This window comes from Dyella japonica A8, assembly GCF_000725385.1.
GTDB classification, from domain to species: domain Bacteria; phylum Pseudomonadota; class Gammaproteobacteria; order Xanthomonadales; family Rhodanobacteraceae; genus Dyella; species Dyella japonica_C.
In genome coordinates this window covers 3,108,181-3,126,132 of record NZ_CP008884.1, presented here as the reverse complement: position 1 = coordinate 3,126,132, position 17,952 = coordinate 3,108,181, and the positions used below count along the sequence as shown (strand labels likewise).

The following is a 17,952-nucleotide window of genomic DNA, read 5'->3' as shown; positions in this document are numbered from 1 at the left end:
AGATCAACTTCACCATAGATTCGATCGCCAGGATTTGCTGACGCCGCGATGTCATTGTGAGATCGCACGCAGCACCTCACAGAGGCGCTATCTCATGGCAAGTTTCCGCACAAATGAGATCGCCCACGACATAACGGACGAGCGATAGTGACACGCTCGAGATCAGGCGCTTTCATTTCGCCACAAAACCATTGGAGTTAGAGTCATGGGTACGATCACAACGAGAGATGGCACCGAGATCTATTACAAGGACTGGGGCTCCGGTCCCGCCATCATCTTCTCCCACGGCTGGCCCTTGACCGCCGATGCCTGGGATGGCCAGATGCATTTTCTTGCGCAAAATGGCTTTCGTGTCATCGCGCATGACCGTCGAGGGCACGGGCGCTCTAGCCAAACCACGCACGGCAACAATATGGACAGCTACGCCGACGATCTCGCCGCCCTAATCGAGGCCCTCGAACTGACGAATGTCGCTATGGTCGGTCATTCTACGGGCGGCGGGGAAGTCGCTCGCTACATCGGTCGACACGGCACCCGCCGGGTGGCCAAGGCAGTGCTTATTGGTGCCGTACCGCCGATCATGCTTCAAACGGACACGAATCTGGACGGAATTCCGCTGCAGGTATTCAACGAGATGCGAAGAGCAATCAATCGGGATCGATCGCAGTTCTACGAGGATCTCGCGCGGCCGTTCTATGGTGCGAATCGCCCGGGATCGGCGATCTCGCCTGGAGTCCTTCGCCAGTTTTGGCTCTGGAGCATGCAGGCGGGCCTGAAGAACGCCTATGACTGCATCAAAGCGTTCTCTGAAACCGACTTCTCAGAAGACCTTGCAAAGTTTGATATTCCCACGCTAATCCTTCACGGCGAGGACGACCAGATCGTGCCGATGAAGAACTCCGCCTTGAGGTCGTGGAATATGATTAAAGGTGCCAAAGCCATCTTCTATCCCGGCGCGCCCCACGGCATGACATCGACACACCAAGACCAGGTCAACGCTGACCTTCTCGCCTTCTTGAAGGACTGACCTTAAGAGGTCTGCATATCATCGGCTCCGGAGACATCGATGCAATGTTTCCGGCGCCATCGAAAAGCCATCATGCATCTCACCGTGACCGGGTGCCGACCCCATCTGCAAGAAAATAGCGCCCCACGCCTTGCTTCCATACGCTTTTCTTTTCAGGGGTCTTCCGAGAGTCGGATCCGATTACGCACTTCCAACAGCGCCATGCAAATGCACCGAACCTCCCAGGCGAGACCGGCTGTCCGGGTCAGCGCCAGTCGGCGCTGGATGATTCCGTCCTGCGCCGACATAAAGCGACTGATGCCCTACCACCATAGCGAACGACCGATAATCCGCACGCAGCCGATTGATGCACCCATTCAAGAGATCAATGCACCAGCGTCAACACCGGCTTGTTCTGATCCTTTAGCAGAAAGACCACAAACTTCGCTGGCTGGGTAAGGCTTGCATTGCGGCCAACGGTGTGGATATCGTTCGGCCCTTCGTAAAAAGTCTGCCCTGGCCCCAACGTCACCTCCTTGCCACCCTTCAGGCTCATCACAATGGAGCCTTCGATTACGTAAACGAAGGCATTGGCGTCATGGCGATGAACCGGATCGACCGAGCCGGGCGGGTACGTAACAAGGATCATTTTCCCTTCCTTGCCGGGGTAATCCCCGAGGGCCTTGGTCATGAGCTCTGCGACCTGCGCGTGAGCAGGAGTCGAGGCGCTCTGGGCCAAAGCCAGGAGCGGAACGGTTGCTGAGCAAGCAGCCAAGCTCATCAATCCGAATGTCTTAAACATACGCATAGCATGTATCCTCATGAAAGCCCGCGCGCGTGGTGTCGAGCGTCAATACAGCACTCGACACCACGCGATTGTGCCGATCACATATCAGGCGAGGCCAGACTTGTTGAGGCCGTACGCCGTATCGAGCGCACCAGGCACACACCTGAAGGCAATATTGATGCGGTTCCACGCATTGATTCCCATAACCACGTAGGTGAGATCAATGAGCTCCTGCTCAGAGAACTGATCGCGTACGCGGTCGTAGACGCTGTCTGGAACGCCGTCACTTGATAAGTGAGTCAATGCCTCGGTCCACGCAAGTGCTGCGCGCTCACGGTGACTAAAAAGCGTAGATTCGCGCCAAGCCGGTAGATGAAACAGGCGCAACGGTCGCTCACCATCAATCACGGCCTGCTTGATATGCATGTCAAGACAGAAGGAGCAACCGTTGATCTGCGATGCGCGGATCTCTACAAGGTGGCAGATGGACTTTTCGATACTTGCCTGGTTCGCCGCAGTACTAAAGGCAACCAGCTTCTTCAAAAGATCGGGAGATTGCTGCAGATAGTCGATTCGCTGGGTCACAGTAGACGTCCTCTATTGACGCGTGCTCATACCTCAATCGACTGAGGCGCCGGCTACGCGATGTTTGACATGGCAAGTCAGTTTAGATCTGTTGCGGCTTCCTCATTAGCACCTTCAAAGGACTCGCCATGTTACCTACCAAGCACCAATGCCCGGATGGTGTCACAAACGACGTAACTGAAACGTCTATCCCATATAGACACCTCAGAACGAATGTTAGATGCGCTTGCGGCACCTGATTCCACGCTGATATAGATAGACAGCAATGACGAATGAAATAATGGATCGACCACGCCCATAAAATGGCGACTCCTTCGCATCTAACCTATCTACGAATTTGGCAGTGCAACGCCGCCAACCATAGTCGCGCGCCCGCGACCCGGGCATTTTGTTCGCCTCATTGCTACTCGCGCCATGCGGCTCGTGGTCTTCGACCCATCGGCATCTCTACGCACTCATGCACAGGCCGGACAGGCAAGAGATTTCCCTCTTCGCCGATTTAACATCAGTCGATCGAATCCAGAGGGCATGGCTGCGGAGTGTACTCCTGGCTCGAACCGACAACGTGCAACGATTCGGCTTCGGCCATTGATGGTGCCGAAATGCACGGAACATACTTCATATCCAGTCCGCGTACCGCCTGGGTGACGTAGTCAATGAAGACGCGGATGCGGGCCGGCAAATGCCGCCTGCTTAGGTAGCACAGATAATGCCCGCGATCGTCGGGTGCATATGAATCAAGGCAGGTCACAAGCAAACCATCGCGCAAGTCTCCCGCCACCTGATAGCCTGCCAGCTGCGCGATACCGAAGCCATCTCGCACGCTTTGGTGCACCAACCCAACATCGTTGAATGTGCATGTAGAAGACGGCGACAGCTTGTGTTGCCGGCCGTCAACCTTAAATTCCCAATCAGAAATTCGCCCCGACGCGTTGCGAAAGTTGACGCATACGTGATTTTCAAGATCGTCCATGCTTTGGGGTGCGCCGTATCTACGGACGTACTCCGGGGATGCAACTACAAGCATCTGCATAGGAGCCAGGCGCTTGGCGACTATCTGACTATCCTCGAGATGACCGTCTCTTATAGCGACATCGACGCGGTCCGCGGTGAAGTCAGCAGGACGGTCGTCCAGCTGCAAATCGAGGGATATTTCCGGATAACGGGCGCAGAAGTCCGCAAGTAATGGAGCAACAATCTGACGACCAAAACCCATCGATGCACTAATGCGTAGATGCCCTCTTGGCGGACCGGTACGCAACTCACGCATGTCATCAAGGGCCCGCACTATGCGCTGCACCCCTGGGTGGCAGTTCTCGTAGAACAGTTCACCCTCTCTCGTTAGAGAAGTGCTTCGTGTCGTACGAAGAAAGAGTCTTGCGTTTAGTTGATCTTCAAGCTTCTGCACATTTCGACTGACTGCGGATCGGCCGATACCCAAACGATCAGCCGCGCGTGCAAAGCTTCCTTCGGCGACCACAGCAATAAATGCAACAACGCCGGTGTAACTGGCCGTAAAGCTCGCCGCCAGCGAGTCTGCGGCGTCCCTCTGCGGCTTGTCATGAACATCTAGAGTCATATGAGGCATACCTACTAAATTTCTGAATGACATGTGGGCGACGGCGCGCAGAAAGGCCAATAGCGACCAACCCTTACCCACTAGTCGTTTCAGCGAAGGCGTTTGTGACATGGATTCACGGCATCCCTGCTCATTTCGGTAGAGTCGCGCTGCAAAGCACCGATTCGAGTATTAGTCTCGGTCGTCCTTTTCCTCGATTCGACAAAAGGGGAAGCAAAGAACAGCAGCTACCGCGGCGTATAGGCCACACGACACACCAGGCCAGCGAAAAGCCATACCAATCGATGCGACATGAGCCCATATCGCAACCTTCGTTTTCCAATCGGAACCGAGCGCCTTCTGAAGCTCTGACACCGATCCGCCATTGACTCGAATCAAGCCAATGCAGAGGCATCGCCAGGAGAGCGTTGTCAGCAACAAGGTGATTCCGTAAAAAGCTGTCGGGACGCACGCCGGCACCGGCGTGGCTTTGTTGAGCCACGCAATGGAGAACGGGAACAACGACAGGCAGCCAAGGAATAGCAAGTTGAACCACATCACCGTGCAGTTGATGCGCTTGATCAAAGTGAGAACATGGTGATGATTGTTCCAGTAGATGCCCACGTAAAGAAAGTTGATGACGTAACTGAGGAACACGTTGCTCTCGTCCAAGAGAGAGCCCCAGGTCGGCGCCGACGGCACTTTTAGTTCGATAACCATGACCGTGATTACCACAGCGAACACACCGTCAGTGAACGTTTCGAGTCTTTCCTTTTCGATGACGGCACCTCACTGAATACTTCGTACCGGCTCGCCAAGCTGGCTAAATCGCGAGATGCGCGACATGAGGGTCAAACAATAGACCCACTGAGAACGACGATTACCGCATTTGGTCAACGCCCCAGTCACCTGCATTGTGCCCACGGCGAATGGCACACATTAAGCGAGTGGTGAAGAAAAGTGGGGGAATTATTGGTGCTTCATCGGCAATGCGGCATGTGCCTCATTGCATCTACCCGCACGCGGATGTGTCGTCCAACATGGACGCGCAATCTGGTGAGGCGCACATCGCCATCGGAGGAGTCGCTAGTACGGAGCTCTCTGAAGATATCGGAGTAGTCACAATTCGATCGTGGCGAGGATGACTAAATCGCAACGTCATAGGCCTGCTAAAGAGATCCAGCACTCACTACCGAAGGTTCACGAGGCCGCCATCATTCAGACAGATCATTGCGAGACCACGATCCAATCGGGTCATGCCAATCCATGCGAGCTCGCGTTAATTAGAATGTGACTATCGCGACAATCTAGCTACCCACGCACTGCGGCACGCCGCGCCGTGAATCGACATCAAAGCGGCACGAATAGCGGGACTCCCAGTTCAGACGCAATGCCGGCCAGCTTCTCTGGATTGCGCTGAATCAATAGGCGCACAATGAGATCACCATTCGTCTCCACCGTCAGGACCGACTCAAGCGAATCGTGAATATAGCGAAGAACGCTGACTTCACCGTTTATAGGAGCCAGCTTGGTTCGAACTTCACTTTTGTAACGAAGCGTGGATGCATACAGGAGTTGCGCTATTCGCTGACCGCCAAACAGTGGCGCGGCGACGCTCGACACCCTGCCGCCGCCGTCGCCAATCATTTCGGCATTCTCGGCCAAGATTGACTTTAGAACCTGGAATTGCCCCAGGGCCATTGCCTGCGCAAATCGCTCAACGATTCGGCAGTGCACCTCCGGCGTCACGGCGTACCGTGACCGACCTTCCCGCAGTTGAGACTTTGCTCGATGCACGATCTGACGAACGCTCGCCTCGTTCTTTCCGATTCCATCGGCAATATCGGCGTAGTCCACGTCAAAGATTTCGCGCAACAGAAAGGCTGCTCGGGCCTCCGGCGAGAGGCGCTCTAGAAGCGAAAGAAGTGCCATGGAAACCTCGCCATGACGCTCGTGAATTTGTTCAGGGGTGGCCGGACCATCGGCTAGTATCGGCTCGGGAAGCCATTGACCAACATAGTACTCACGCCGAGCCTTCAATGCGCGATAGCGGTCGATTGCCACTCGTGTAGTGGTGGTCACGAGCCATGCTTCGATGTTGTTTATCATGGACTTCTCGGCGTCATGCCACCGAAGCCAGACATCCTGCACGACGTCCTCGGCGTCCGCTATTGAGCCCAGCATGCTGTAGGCAATCGCCTGCAGACGGGGTCGAAGCAAATAGAAGGTGGCATTGATGTCGTTCACAGCGATCAGACACTCCCTACCTTGGCCCGCCGGCGTGATGAACCTATTTGTTAGCGTACAGTGAAGGCGGCGAATTACTCGCGGTGGTGCAGACCCAATACCTCATAATGCCGGGTAAATTATGCATGAATCGGGATAATCCAGTCATCGAACTTCTGCCATAGAGCCGCCGCCAGGAGGCGCGCAGGACACGTTGGTGTCGTGAAATTGCACTGCGGCCAATCACAGCGCCCGGTCTATCTCTTCACGCCGCCGAGCGGTGCCCCGTTGGCAAAAAGGATGTGGGAGACTCCGGCGGTTTCCAGGTCTCCGGCAATTGCCATGTTTTTGGACGTCCAATGGCTGGGGGCGGGCCTTTCTCACCCCAACCCTAGGCGACCAATGCACGGGCTTTTGGAGCGATATCGTCCCTATGGCGAGCAACTTTTCTCGCTGTGGCAGCTTCTTTCTGATTGAGCGCCTGACATTAGCGGAGATACACTGCTCCACTGTCATGCTGCCCTCGTCGGCAGGATTGATCACAAACGCACCGCAAAAGCCGGCCACAGTTTCTGTCCGCAAGAGGGATAACCTCTTCTCGCGCCACGCAACGAGCCGTCGCTGTCGCTAGTGTCGCGCTAGTGATCGCCTACGATTGATCGCGCCGAGCGCCATTCTGGCACCCCCAAACAGCACCTCCGTCAAGGCAAGCAGTCCGAAGCCAAGAAGGATGCCTAGAAACCGATGTTCGGCGGGAACGGTGTCGGCTAGCGCATAACGATCGGGCACCAGGACGACCAAAAAGGCCAGAGCAAACTGGACACCCACATATCCAAATGTGTGCGGGCCGTTCTCGACATACCGTCCTATCGCCACACCGAAACAGAGCCCCAGGGTGATCCATGCCGGGTTGTGTTGGCTCACAAGTAAAATCCCTGCTGCCAATAAAGCACCCATGGCGCAACCAAGAACTCGATGCAAGAGCCGGATGAACACGACCAAGCGTCCGTCGTCGAGAGCGGGCAATGGCACCGACATCGCCGCGATCACTGTGACTCCTGCCTGGATAAGCAGCGGACCAGAGATCCAATAGGGGAGTATGGCGAGCCAAAAGACGGTGAAGCCCGTCTCCACTGAGTGCCAGGCGCCACGCGCGTGCCAACTCAAACCCGGGGTATTTAGACAGGGTGAGCCGCAGGGGCTGGCCGACCTCCAAGTTCTTGATGCAACGTAACCTATCAACAGACTGGCCAGCGTGCCGATCAAAACTTCCTCTATGCGCGAGATGGCAAATGTGGCCGGTGTAACTTTATGTACCGACAGCCCCTCCACAAACACCATCAGAAAGGTCAGGCCAGTAAACAGCCACGCATATGGGTGGCGCCAAAGAAGCGTCAGGTACATCGTGACGAACACCAGTGTTCCCAGTAGAAGGCCGGCCACGAATCCAGGCCCCGCGAAATGGACGGCCATCAGCGCACCGGCAAATGCACCTGCGAGCGTACCAAGGATGCGAAGCCTGGCACGCTGGAGGCTGACTGCGAAGTTCGGTCGAATCACCATGAATGCACTAAAAGCGGCCCAACCGACGTGCGCCACACCCGCCCATTGCGCCGCCACTGTTGCCAACAGCACAGAGGCAACCGCCTCAGCGGCGTCGATCCATAGTTCTTTGCGCATCGGTTGGCTGCTGTTGATCCTTTGTTCATTTCGAATCACGACACCGCCACTTTTGAAGGCTGTGCGCCAGCACCGCCCCAGCGGACAAACATCGAGGGGTTGAAGTGAGATCCATCCACCAGCCTGCTTGATGTTGAAGGCAACTGACGAGGCGCCGTGCCCCCTTGATGCCAGGTGATGCCAGCCCTATTCGGGATGCGCCTGCTTCCGAGTCCACGCGAACCCAGCGGCGCATGATTGGCACATTGGCTGCACCGCCCGCTGACCGGAGGACGGCCTCCTAGTGGATAAGCTCACTCGAGCAGAAAACCATCAGAGAACTTTGACCAAGGCTTGCTTGCGCCGCGCGACGGCTATTGCTTGTCTCATTAGACGTCGTGTCGTTGACCATTGCTCTTTTCACTCAGGCTCACCTGGCGGCCGTTAGTGCAGTTCCACGTACGCCCCTGGGCGGACACCAATGCAGTCTTGCATCACGCCCGATATCTATCGCCTGACCACAGCCAGTCGTCAGAAAGGCGACGCACCACCCATCGATGCCCTAGAGCAAAAAGGGCTTGCCACTCAATCACCGTAAAGGCCGGGCGCCTCGAGCCACAATTCATCGCGCCAAGGGCGCCCTAAGGCAGCAAGTGTTCAGTATGCCCAGTTGGCGGGCACGTAGCGAAAGGCTTTGCCGTCGACCGCGACACGACCGAGGGTCGGGAACGACAGGTGACTGGCCATGAACAATTCACCGGTCGCTGCAGCCTCCTTCAGAAGGCGAACGCGGACGCGAGTCGCCTCCTCGGGCTCGTGATCGAAGGCATTCTGCCATTCGGGACACTCGACCCCGACCGGGACCAGGGCGTCGCCAGCAAACGTTAGCCGCTCGCCTCCGGATGCCACACGAACGACGCTGTGCCCGGGGGTGTGGCCACCGGTCCGGGTGACGATGACCCCCGGCGCCACCTCGTACTCCTTGTCGAATGGCCGCAGCTCGCTGCGGTACGCGTCAAGAAACTTCCGCGCGCTTGTCCGGATGATGTCTTGAATCCCGCCAAACGTATTGTGGGAAAAATCAGGCGATTCAAAGAATTCGACATCGGTGTGCGACACATGAATTCGCAAATCTGGACGCATGCGACTCCTCAATCGCTGATCGAGCAGCCCGCCAATGTGGTCCATGTGAATGTGGGTAGCCACCACGTCCGTCACCGATTCGGGATCGATACCAGCGCCCTCCAATCGCTGGGCTAACCGCCCGGCCCGTGTGGCGTCCGGCATCTCCGATCCTACGCCGGCATCGACGAGAATGGTGCAGCCTCCGCTACGGACCACGATAACGTTCAGCCCCCAATCGATCACGTCCGGTAGAAATCTGTTACGCAGTGCGGCGTCCCGGACGGCCGCATCGACGTTGGTGCCCAGGATATTGGCTGGTATCGGTATCGCCCCATCACTAATCACCAGTACGTCGATCTCGCCGATGCGCGTCGCGTATCGTGACGGGACCAACTCGTGGTCAGGATGGTGTGATTCGTGGCACATGCACATGTCTGACTCCTGTTTGCAACGTCGTTTGCCTGCCGACGATATCCATGGCACGGATGCCAATTCGCCGGACCATTCGCTTTCTCTGACAAGCAACTTACTGAGCCAGACCATCGTCCGGTAGATATGCAAATGGGCTCATCATGGTGCGCCACGGGAAACAATTGCGATTGGCAAGAGCACCAACCTGTGGCCGGTGGCCGGCGCGACTTGCTTGATCGTGCATTGATCGGCGGGCATTCCGATCCAGTCATACCAGGACCATGCGCCCTCGATAACACAGCCTGACTGCCCTATCCCGGCATCCCAAGCCTTAACTTTGGCGAGCGGGGATCGGTTGCACGTTGGCCTCTGTGGGCGTGGGGGCGACTGCCGGGCTCGCCGGGGCTCTAGCACCCGATCTGCAGGCGCCCACCAGGGGCAAGAGCTCAAAGCTCAATGATGCCTCGTCGCGCCGCCACCGTAACCGCATGCGTACGATCCGTGACGTCCAGCTTGGAAAATATGTTCTTCAGATGTCCCTTGACCGTCTCTTCGGACAGGCCAAGCATCGAGGCCACCTGCTTGTTCGCCTGGCCAGATGCCACGAGCTGGAGAATCGCGACTTCACGTTCGGTGAGCGCCTCATCGACCACATGCATCGCGATTTCGTTGGCGACATCACGATGCACATGGCGTTGGCCGCGATGGACGTTACGAATGGCATCGATCAACTCGGTCCGCAGGCCGCTCTTGAGCAGATATCCGACGGCGCCTGCCTTCAGTGCGCGCACTGCCTGCACATCACCTGTGTAAGTGGTGAGCACGATGATCCGGGCATCCGGATCATCGCGACGAATCGCTGCTATCGCCTCAACGCCATTCATCACCGGCATCTGTAGATCCATGAGCGTTACGTCCGGACGCAACGCCTGAAAACACTCGATCGCCTCTTTTCCGTTACGCGCCTCGCCGACCATAATCATGTCCTCATGGTTTCCCAAGGCAGCGGCAACACCATCACGCAAGACCGCGTGATCATCGACAACGAGAACTCGGATCTTCCGGTCATTCATCGATCGAACTCCTGCACATGAAATGCGACAGCCAAGACCGACGGGGCGGTCTACGCTTCGCGAACGCCAGCTTAGCCGGCATGGTGAGCGTGATATCCGCGCCTGCGCCAGGGCTACTGCTGATCATGATGTTGGCGCCGATCTTCTCGGCGCGTTCGCGCATGCCGAGCATGCCAAAATGGCCGTCCTTGTGTCCGAGCACCAATACGTCCCCAGGGATGCCGATACCGTCATCACGCACGCGTATCGCAAGGTGCCTCGATTCGAAACCGATTGCGACCTCGGCGAACGACGCCTGCGCATGATGGGCAATATTGAAGAGCGCCTCGCGCACAATCCTTTTTATCTCTTCCGCGACGGATGGATGCAGGAGCTGTGGCCTGCCCTCCACAACGATGCGTACCGGTATCGGCGGATCGAATGGCACATCGGCCGCGAGGTGTTCGATGATTGCGCAAAGATCATTAGTGCCTTCGACTCCACGCAGGTCGCGTACGCGATTCCTGGCCTCGATCACGACGTCGTCGGCCGTCGCCAGTGCGGCCTCGAACTGCTCACGCCACTTCTCGTCATGCGTCGTCCGCTCGGCGACCGCCTGGAAACGCAGCATCAGTCCCTGTACGCCCTGCAGCAACGTGTCATGTAGCTCGCGCGCGATGCGCTCGCGTTCCTTGGCCCGTTCATCCAGGCGACCATGGATATGGCGCGTGATCTGTGTTACCCGCACCTGATATGTCACCCAAAACAAAAAGAGGACAAGCACCGCGCAGAGTACTGGGAACCACGTCGACTGGAAGAAGGTCGGCGGAATCTCGAAATCGAGTATCGCGCCAGATCGGTTCCAGATTCCGTCGTTGTTGGCGCCGATGACGCGGAACCTGTACTTTCCCGGCGGCAGGTTCGTGTAGAACGCCTGCCGCCGGGTGCCTGGATCGACCCAGTCACGATCGAACCCCTCGAGCATGTACTTGGCGCGAACACGGCCGGGGTCGGCGAAGCTCAGGACGGAAAAATCGATTTCGATGTTGGCCGTATCGGCCCCCAGCTTCAGAGTCTTCGGGTCCCGATGCGCACGGCTGTCGGCGGTGATCGACTTGATCGCAATGCCGGGAGGCAGCGTGTTGCGGACAATATGTGAGGGGTCCATCCAAAGGGTCCCGGTCTCGGTCGCGATCCACAATCGGCCGTCGCCACCACGCACCATGGACCGTTGCGAATGCGAATGAGGCCGGCTCCTCAACCCCTCACTGAAACCAAGCGTCAGCGTTGGCGTCGGAAAGGTACCGTCGCGGAACGCGTGCTCGATGTCGCCGGATCGAAGCCGCACCAGTGACCTTGGGTATGCCAGCCAGGCATCGCCTTCCGGCGTCTGCACGATGCCGTTAATGCGGCTGCCCGGTGATACTGGATCGGCCCGAATCGTCTCGACCTGCGCCCCGCGGATGCGCGACAGGCCGAACGCGCCGGCTGCGTAAACATCCTCTCCGGCCGCATAGAGCGTCAGCACCGCAAGTTCGCTTCCACCGAAATCCAGGTATGTGGACGATCGCCGTCCGGCACTGTCGATCCAGACGAGCCTGTCTCCCGTTTGTACAATCACGCCACCCGATGGGGCTGCGATCATGGTGGTCGGATAGAAGTCAGATCGATCACCAGGGGCCAGGATCGTTTCCCATTGACCGTCCCTGTAGCGGCGCAAGCCACCGCCGGAAGCGGACATCCAGAAATCACCGGCCGCATCAAAGGCACAATCGTAGATCACTTTGTGGCTGGCGGCCTGATCGGGACGTTCGATCATTTGGCGTATGCCGCCATTAGCCCATACAACGATCCGGGTCGCAAAGCCAATCCAGATCGCGCCGTCCGGCGCCTCGCACATGCTCTGGGGCTCGATCACATTGCGCAGGATCGGCTCCGGCGTGCCGCCGGGCCTGACGCGAAAGATCGTGTGCGCCTCCCCGATATAGACGCTTCCATCCGAGGCGTCCAGTAGCTTGTCGCCAAAGATCGCAGGAAGCTCCAACTCAGGGTCTGCATTCAGCGTGGCGGACCGGAACTTGTCGAGGCCTCTATCGGTGCTGACCCAGATGTTTCCTTCCCGATCCTCAAGTAACTGGTTCGTGACATCTGAAGACAGGCCGCCGCGGCTCGTGAACGATTCGGCTGCTCCGCCACCACCACTTTCGAGAGTGGCGGCCGGCGTCGAAAGACGCTGCACACCGCCGTAGCGCGTCCCTATCCAGAGGTTTCCTTCACGATCGAACAGAGGCGTTCCCGGACTAAGTGCTCCACCAGTACGATACGGAGTGCGCAGCGACACAGGCGTACCGCGCCCGCCCAACCCGGTAATTGGATAGCTTCCGTGGCTCTCCGAAAGCCATATCCGACCCTCCCGGTCCTGGGAGAGTACGCCATAGGGCGCCTTGCGATAGATAGCGAACCGCTCGGCGCCGGGCGCCAGACGCGCAATCCCATCGCTACAGGCGATCCAGACCGCACCATCGGCTGCCACGAGCATATTCGAGGAGCTGTCCGACGGAAGACCGTCGGCCGCATTGAACGTTTTCCATTGTCCGTCGCGAAAGCGAAGCGCCTCCGCACTGAAGTTCGCCGTTAGCGCCCATATTTCACCATGTGCGCCCTCCACCATCTCGACGATCCGGCTTGAGGCAGGCGGTCCATCTAGAACGCGGAGCGCGCCCTGGCGATAGACCGCGAAGCGATGCGACGTCTCCAGGCTAATCCAGACATCGCCGCTCTTCGTCACCAACAGCGCGCCTGGCAGGTCATTTTTCTGGCCGCTGCCTTCCACCTCGATCCGTTCGAATCGAGTCCCATCGAATCGGAACAACCCCTCGCCCGTCGCAAGCCAAAGAAAGCCATCAGGCCCTTGCGCCATCGCCCCCACTGGCGCCGGCGCCCCACCTCCTTCGGTCCAGTGCTGGTGCGAGTAGCGCGCGAAGGAGCGAGGTGCGCCCGCAAACGACACCAAAGGCAGCGTTGTCAGGAATGCAGGCAAAAGGATCCTGAGTAGCCACATCGTCGCCATCAAACCCCTCCGGCTCTACCCGACAAGCCAGCTTGACCCTGCATCGACCTATATCTTATCCCCGATCGGGGGGCTGCGAGCCCCCTCAATAGGGCCTCGCGGCAGGGCGATATGGCGATATCGTAGCCAAATGAGCAACTACGTATGCCGCTACCCTGATGGCGCCGCCGGGCTGGCCCTGCTGTTCCTTCGCATGGGTTACGCCCTTGTCGCTTTTGGCATCGCCAGGACGGTGCCTGCAGGCCTTGTTGGCACCGTCTTTCCTTATCTGGCCACAGGATTGGTCGCCTTGTCCCTTGTGATTGGGTTTGCAACCCGGTGGGCCGCCCTGCTTCTCGGTATATCGGCTGCCATCGCCCTGACTGAGGGCGACTCGATCCAGCAAATGCTCCTTGCAGGCCATATCGGTGGCTGTGTGGCGATCGCCCTGATTGGGCCCGGTGCCTTCTCGATCGATGCCCAGCGCCACGGCCGCCGTGTCATCCACCTCCAAAGGAACACCCCTGATCGAGGGGCTGACGACTGACCCGTCTCGGGATGCCGTGGATGGCGCGTTGCTGGCAGGCTAGGTCAACTACACAGACGAGACTGGCGAGCCATGTCAAACATCTCGTTACCCTCAAGCTCACCTGACCACTCGGACCTTCTTGTGTCCAGCCTGTCGGCCAGTTATGCCGGCGTGGTCGCCTTTATCACCGTGGCCAACGAAGGCAGCTTCTCTCGCGCTGCCGACAGATTGGGGATAGGTCGCTCTGCGGTGAGCCGAAGCGTGCAAAAGCTCGAGGGCCAAATCGGGGCACGCCTGTTCTGCCGTACGACGCGCGCAACGTCCATCACTCGCGAAGGCGAGCTGTTCTACCAGAATTGCCGCCCAGGGGTCGATCGCATCCTGCAGGCGCTTGAGAAGATGCGCGACCTGCGCGAGGGCCCTCCGCGCGGCCTGCTGAAGATCAGCGCTCCCCATGGATTTGGCCGCAAAGTTGTTGCACCACTGATGCTGGAGTTCCATGCACATTTCCCCGCAGTGGCGCTTGAGCTGCTGCTTGAAGAGCGCATGGTCGACTTCGCGACCGACGGCATCGATATTGCCTTCCGTGACGGCTACCTAGACGACAGCCAGATCATCGCCAAGCAGCTAATCCCGATGCAAATGCACGTCTGCGCATCCCCAAATTACGCTCGCAAGCACGGTTTGCCGCAATCCATCGACGACGTAGCAGCCCACTCATGCATTAATCAACGTCTTGCCAATGGTCGCCTGCAATACTGGGACTTCAAGATAAACGGCCAGATACGCCATCTCGCGCCAGAGGGGAACATCGTCGTCAATGACCCTTCGCTTGCCCTACAGGCAGTGCTTGCCGACCTGGGATTAGCCCAACTGCCGGCTTACCAGCTTAGCGAGGCGCTTCGCAATGGCGAGTTGGTGACCTGCCTAGAACACATCGCGCCCGATGACCGCGGACATTACCTGTGCTATCTGAGCCGTCAGCAACTGCCCAAGCGGATCCGTGCATTCGTCGATTTCATGACTGCTCGCATCCGAGCGCTGGATCTCTCCAGCGTCGAACTGCAATCGCTAGACCCCATCCTGGCCACTGATCCGGCGACCACCGCTGTTGTTCTGCCATGACCCGCGAGGTTGACTGAGGTGATCCACGATGCAAGGCTGGCCAGCAAGGCCGATTTTTGCGCCAGCAGCTAGGCGAGGTGTGCCATTGGTGTCGCCAGCGCCAAGCCGACGACATGCACCAACCCATCGTACAACTGTCTGAACACGCTCTCGAAGACAGGATCGCCCAGGCGAGCGCGATTGTTAAGCGATGAATAAGGCACCGTACTGCGCCATTGCTGCCCGAGCATGACTCGCCTTGCTAAGCTCCCTCCTTAAGGGCGTTTGCCCCCCCCCTTGCGATGACCTGGAGCGGACCAGATGCCCATCCTCGCCCAATAGGTAGATTGGTGCATCAAATACAACACGGTGAGCCCGGCGCGCTACCTACTGGCTGCTTTCCACGAAACCTAGTATGGACTGAATCGCCATGTTCAGGGCGATCTTGTTGTTTCTGTTGCTACCAAGGATAGACCATCGCAAGGCCCACTCCCTACGCCACAGGAGAGCCGGGTTTCGGGTTGCCTTAAGCGTGTTCGTGGCGAGCTTCTCGGTCCATGGACCCGCTGGCGTCGGCGCCATCGGGGCGGACATCCTTGGTTGACTCTCAAGCATGAACGTGACTCTTGTTGAGAATGCCGCTTGACACCTGTTGCCAGCCGGATACTTCGGCCTCTTCGTATTTCTTTGTGTGTCTACCCGTTTCGGCCTGGAAAGGGCCCGCCCCGTACCAGGGCTCGCGCGCACCGAACCATGAAGTCTAGGGTCCCACTATGAGCAAACTGCAGCGCCCACCCACTTCCCTGCTCGACAAGTATCACGGCACGGAATTTCAGCCGCTCTATACCGCCACCGTGCGAGTTACTGGAGGTGAAAGCGGTCATGCCCGAACATCCGGCGTCGCCCGGTCCGATGACGGAATGCTGGACGTCAAGCTACGCCTGCCCGCGGAACTCGGCGGGCAAGGTGAAGGAACCAATCCCGAACAGCTCTTCGCGGCCAGCTACGCCACATGCTTCCACGGTGCATTGAGCCTTTTGGCCGCCCGCGCGAACGTGGACATTCCCGATGCCGACGTCACCGCCTCCGTCACGTTCGGCAGAGACCCGGTGGATGGACTGTTCTCACTGATCGCCCAGGTTCGAATCAGCCTCCCTGGCGTCGATCGGGCGATGGCAGCAAAATTGGTACGCAACACGGAGCGGATCTGCCCGTACGCGAAAATGGCCAGGAAAGGCATCGAATGTACAGTTTCGCTGATCTAGGCATCGGCGCACACTAGATCGCGCGCTGCGATGTCCGACATTGGGGGCATTATCTCGAATACTAGGCGCACCACGCGCAAACTGTCGCGCAGTAGCCAGTTGCTACCGTGCTTCGGCTCGCCATAGACAACACTTGGCGCCACCAGCCCACCTGGCATGCTACGCCCTGAGGGTTGGAGGCGTGGCAGGACCGAGGTGCAGGCCATCACGCAGGTAGGGCGTAAGCCACACCCCCCCAACCCTCTGACTACTTCACAAGGGACCGACCGCGCCGACGCCCCCGGGGGAGGACGGCATTCGGACATCGACGCGGTCGGTATAACCACACTATCTTTTTTAATCCGCATCTGAAATCGTACGGCGGTCACCACACTTGCATAGTGCAATGACGATTCCAGGTTCCATTGACTTGTCGCGTTGCATGACAAGCGTGGATCGTCAGCTCTTGATGAACTTAAGGATGTCCTCGTTGATGACCTCATGATGGGTGGTCAACATTCCATGAGGTAGTCCGGGGTAGATTTTCAGGGTTGCGTTCTGGAGGAACTTCGCCGAGCGCACTGCGGAGTCCTTGTATGGAACGACCTGGTCGTCGTCGCCATGTAGAACCAATGCGGGCAAGGTGATCTTTTTCAGATCACTGGTGAAGTCGGTCTCCGAGAACGCTTGTATGCAGTCATACTGCGCCTTGGCTCCGCCCATCATTCCCTGGCGCCACCAATTTCGGATGGTCCCCTCGGATACCTTCGCGCCCGTCCGGTTAAAGCCATAGAACGGCCCCGACGGAACGTCCAGGTAAAATTGACTGCGATTCTCAAGGAGTGCCTTCCTGAAGCCGTCGAACACCTCAATCGGCGTGCCATCAGGGTTGGCTCCGTTCTTCACCATAATTGGCGGAACCGCACTGATCAAAACGATCTTCGCGGTTCGTGCCAGACCGTGGCGTGCGACGTAGGCCACCACTTCGCCGCCACCGGTCGAGTGACCGATATGAATAGCGTTATGCAAATCGAGCGCCTCGGTAAGCGCCGCAAGATCTGCCGCATAGTGCTCCATATCATTGCCGTCATTCGTTTGTGTCGATCGACCGTGACCGCGGCGATCATGAGCGATTACTCGATAGCCCTTGGCAAGGAAGAACATCATCTGAGCATCCCAGTCATCAGCAGACAAAGGCCAGCCATGACTGAAGACGATGGGTTGGCCCGCCCCCCAATCCTTGTAGAAGATCTCAGTGCCATCCTTGGTCACGATCTTCCCGCTCGCCCTGCGATAGGAGGCTAGCGAGCCAGTTGGTTGATTGGTTGTGGAGGCATTCGCCGCCTCTTCGGAAGACAGAAGCGGAACCGTCATTGCTGCTGCAACTGCAGCACCGGCCCCAAGCACCACCTTGCGACGGGACGTACTAATGGCCGTGCCCTGATCTTTTCTGTTCATGATCTCTCCTTCAGTTGCGATTACGTAAATTGACTTTTCTATGAGAGCCCCTGGCAACTCGACCGTGAACACCGCATATCACCGGCACTGGAGGGTCTCGTCACTTTCATTTCATCGCTCTAGCGTGAGTCGTCAAAACAAATGGATCCGTGCCATGCA

General features: G+C 58.0%; 15 protein-coding genes. 5 read left to right on the top strand and 10 right to left on the bottom strand.

The features are described from left to right. The first annotated feature begins 205 nt into the window (after nt 1-205). Nucleotides 206-1,027: an alpha/beta fold hydrolase gene (locus tag HY57_RS13120; protein WP_019467572.1), complete on the top strand. Its 822-nt coding sequence runs from the start codon at nt 206-208 to the stop codon at nt 1,025-1,027. A 364-nt stretch (nt 1,028-1,391) separates the two neighbouring features. On the opposite strand, the gene HY57_RS13115 is transcribed toward HY57_RS13120, so the two are convergent. The 9 genes from HY57_RS13115 to HY57_RS13075 all read right to left on the bottom strand — a co-directional run bounded on the left by HY57_RS13115 (nt 1,392) and on the right by HY57_RS13075 (nt 13,479). After that, nucleotides 1,392-1,814, bottom strand: a complete 423-nt coding sequence (locus HY57_RS13115; RefSeq protein ID WP_019467573.1) for a cupin domain-containing protein — start codon at nt 1,812-1,814, stop codon at nt 1,392-1,394. Between the two features lie 84 nt (nt 1,815-1,898). Continuing rightward, entirely contained in the window at nt 1,899-2,378 is a 480-nt protein-coding gene (locus HY57_RS13110; RefSeq protein WP_019467574.1) for a carboxymuconolactone decarboxylase family protein, read from the bottom strand. A 505-nt stretch (nt 2,379-2,883) separates the two neighbouring features. Next, on the bottom strand, nt 2,884-3,957 hold the full coding sequence (locus HY57_RS21265) for a LysR family transcriptional regulator (RefSeq protein ID WP_081500779.1): 1,074 nt from the start codon (nt 3,955-3,957) through the stop codon (nt 2,884-2,886). 171 nt (nt 3,958-4,128) lie between these two features. Further along, nucleotides 4,129-4,716: a TMEM175 family protein gene (locus tag HY57_RS13100; protein WP_026034327.1), complete on the bottom strand. Its 588-nt coding sequence runs from the start codon at nt 4,714-4,716 to the stop codon at nt 4,129-4,131. Between the two features lie 570 nt (nt 4,717-5,286). Further along, a complete protein-coding gene (locus HY57_RS13095; protein ID WP_019467577.1) occupies nt 5,287-6,183 on the bottom strand; it encodes an RNA polymerase sigma-70 factor in 897 nt (298 codons plus the stop codon). A gap of 606 nt (nt 6,184-6,789) precedes the next feature. Then, a complete protein-coding gene (locus HY57_RS13090; protein WP_019467578.1) occupies nt 6,790-7,842 on the bottom strand; it encodes an FUSC family protein in 1,053 nt (350 codons plus the stop codon). Nucleotides 7,843-8,478: 636 nt separating this feature from the next. Further along, nucleotides 8,479-9,372 (bottom strand): MBL fold metallo-hydrolase, encoded by an 894-nt coding sequence (locus HY57_RS13085; RefSeq protein ID WP_235186564.1) that lies wholly within the window; start codon nt 9,370-9,372, stop codon nt 8,479-8,481. Nucleotides 9,373-9,803: 431 nt separating this feature from the next. Continuing rightward, nucleotides 9,804-10,430, bottom strand: a complete 627-nt coding sequence (locus HY57_RS13080) for a response regulator transcription factor (protein ID WP_019467580.1) — start codon at nt 10,428-10,430, stop codon at nt 9,804-9,806. Further along, nucleotides 10,423-13,479, bottom strand: a complete 3,057-nt coding sequence (locus HY57_RS13075; RefSeq protein ID WP_019467581.1) for a sensor histidine kinase — start codon at nt 13,477-13,479, stop codon at nt 10,423-10,425. The genes HY57_RS13080 and HY57_RS13075 overlap by 8 nt, the downstream gene beginning before the upstream one ends. A 130-nt stretch (nt 13,480-13,609) precedes the next feature. Here HY57_RS13075 and HY57_RS13070 point away from each other — a divergent pair, with 130 nt between their 5' ends. The 4 genes from HY57_RS13070 (at nt 13,610) to HY57_RS13060 (ending at nt 16,356) form a co-directional block, all read left to right on the top strand. Next, nucleotides 13,610-14,005: a hypothetical protein gene (locus tag HY57_RS13070; protein WP_019467582.1), complete on the top strand. Its 396-nt coding sequence runs from the start codon at nt 13,610-13,612 to the stop codon at nt 14,003-14,005. Nucleotides 14,006-14,128: 123 nt separating this feature from the next. Further along, nucleotides 14,129-15,112: a LysR family transcriptional regulator gene (locus HY57_RS13065; RefSeq protein WP_235186563.1), complete on the top strand. Its 984-nt coding sequence runs from the start codon at nt 14,129-14,131 to the stop codon at nt 15,110-15,112. A gap of 409 nt (nt 15,113-15,521) precedes the next feature. Next, a complete protein-coding gene (locus tag HY57_RS22300; protein ID WP_019467584.1) occupies nt 15,522-15,695 on the top strand; it encodes a hypothetical protein in 174 nt (57 codons plus the stop codon). Nucleotides 15,696-15,864: 169 nt separating this feature from the next. Then, nucleotides 15,865-16,356: an Ohr family peroxiredoxin gene (locus tag HY57_RS13060; protein WP_019467585.1), complete on the top strand. Its 492-nt coding sequence runs from the start codon at nt 15,865-15,867 to the stop codon at nt 16,354-16,356. Nucleotides 16,357-16,794: 438 nt separating this feature from the next. On the opposite strand, the gene HY57_RS13055 is transcribed toward HY57_RS13060, so the two are convergent. Then, on the bottom strand, nt 16,795-17,709 hold the full coding sequence (locus HY57_RS13055) for an alpha/beta fold hydrolase (protein ID WP_430536793.1): 915 nt from the start codon (nt 17,707-17,709) through the stop codon (nt 16,795-16,797). Nucleotides 17,710-17,952 lie beyond the last annotated feature (243 nt).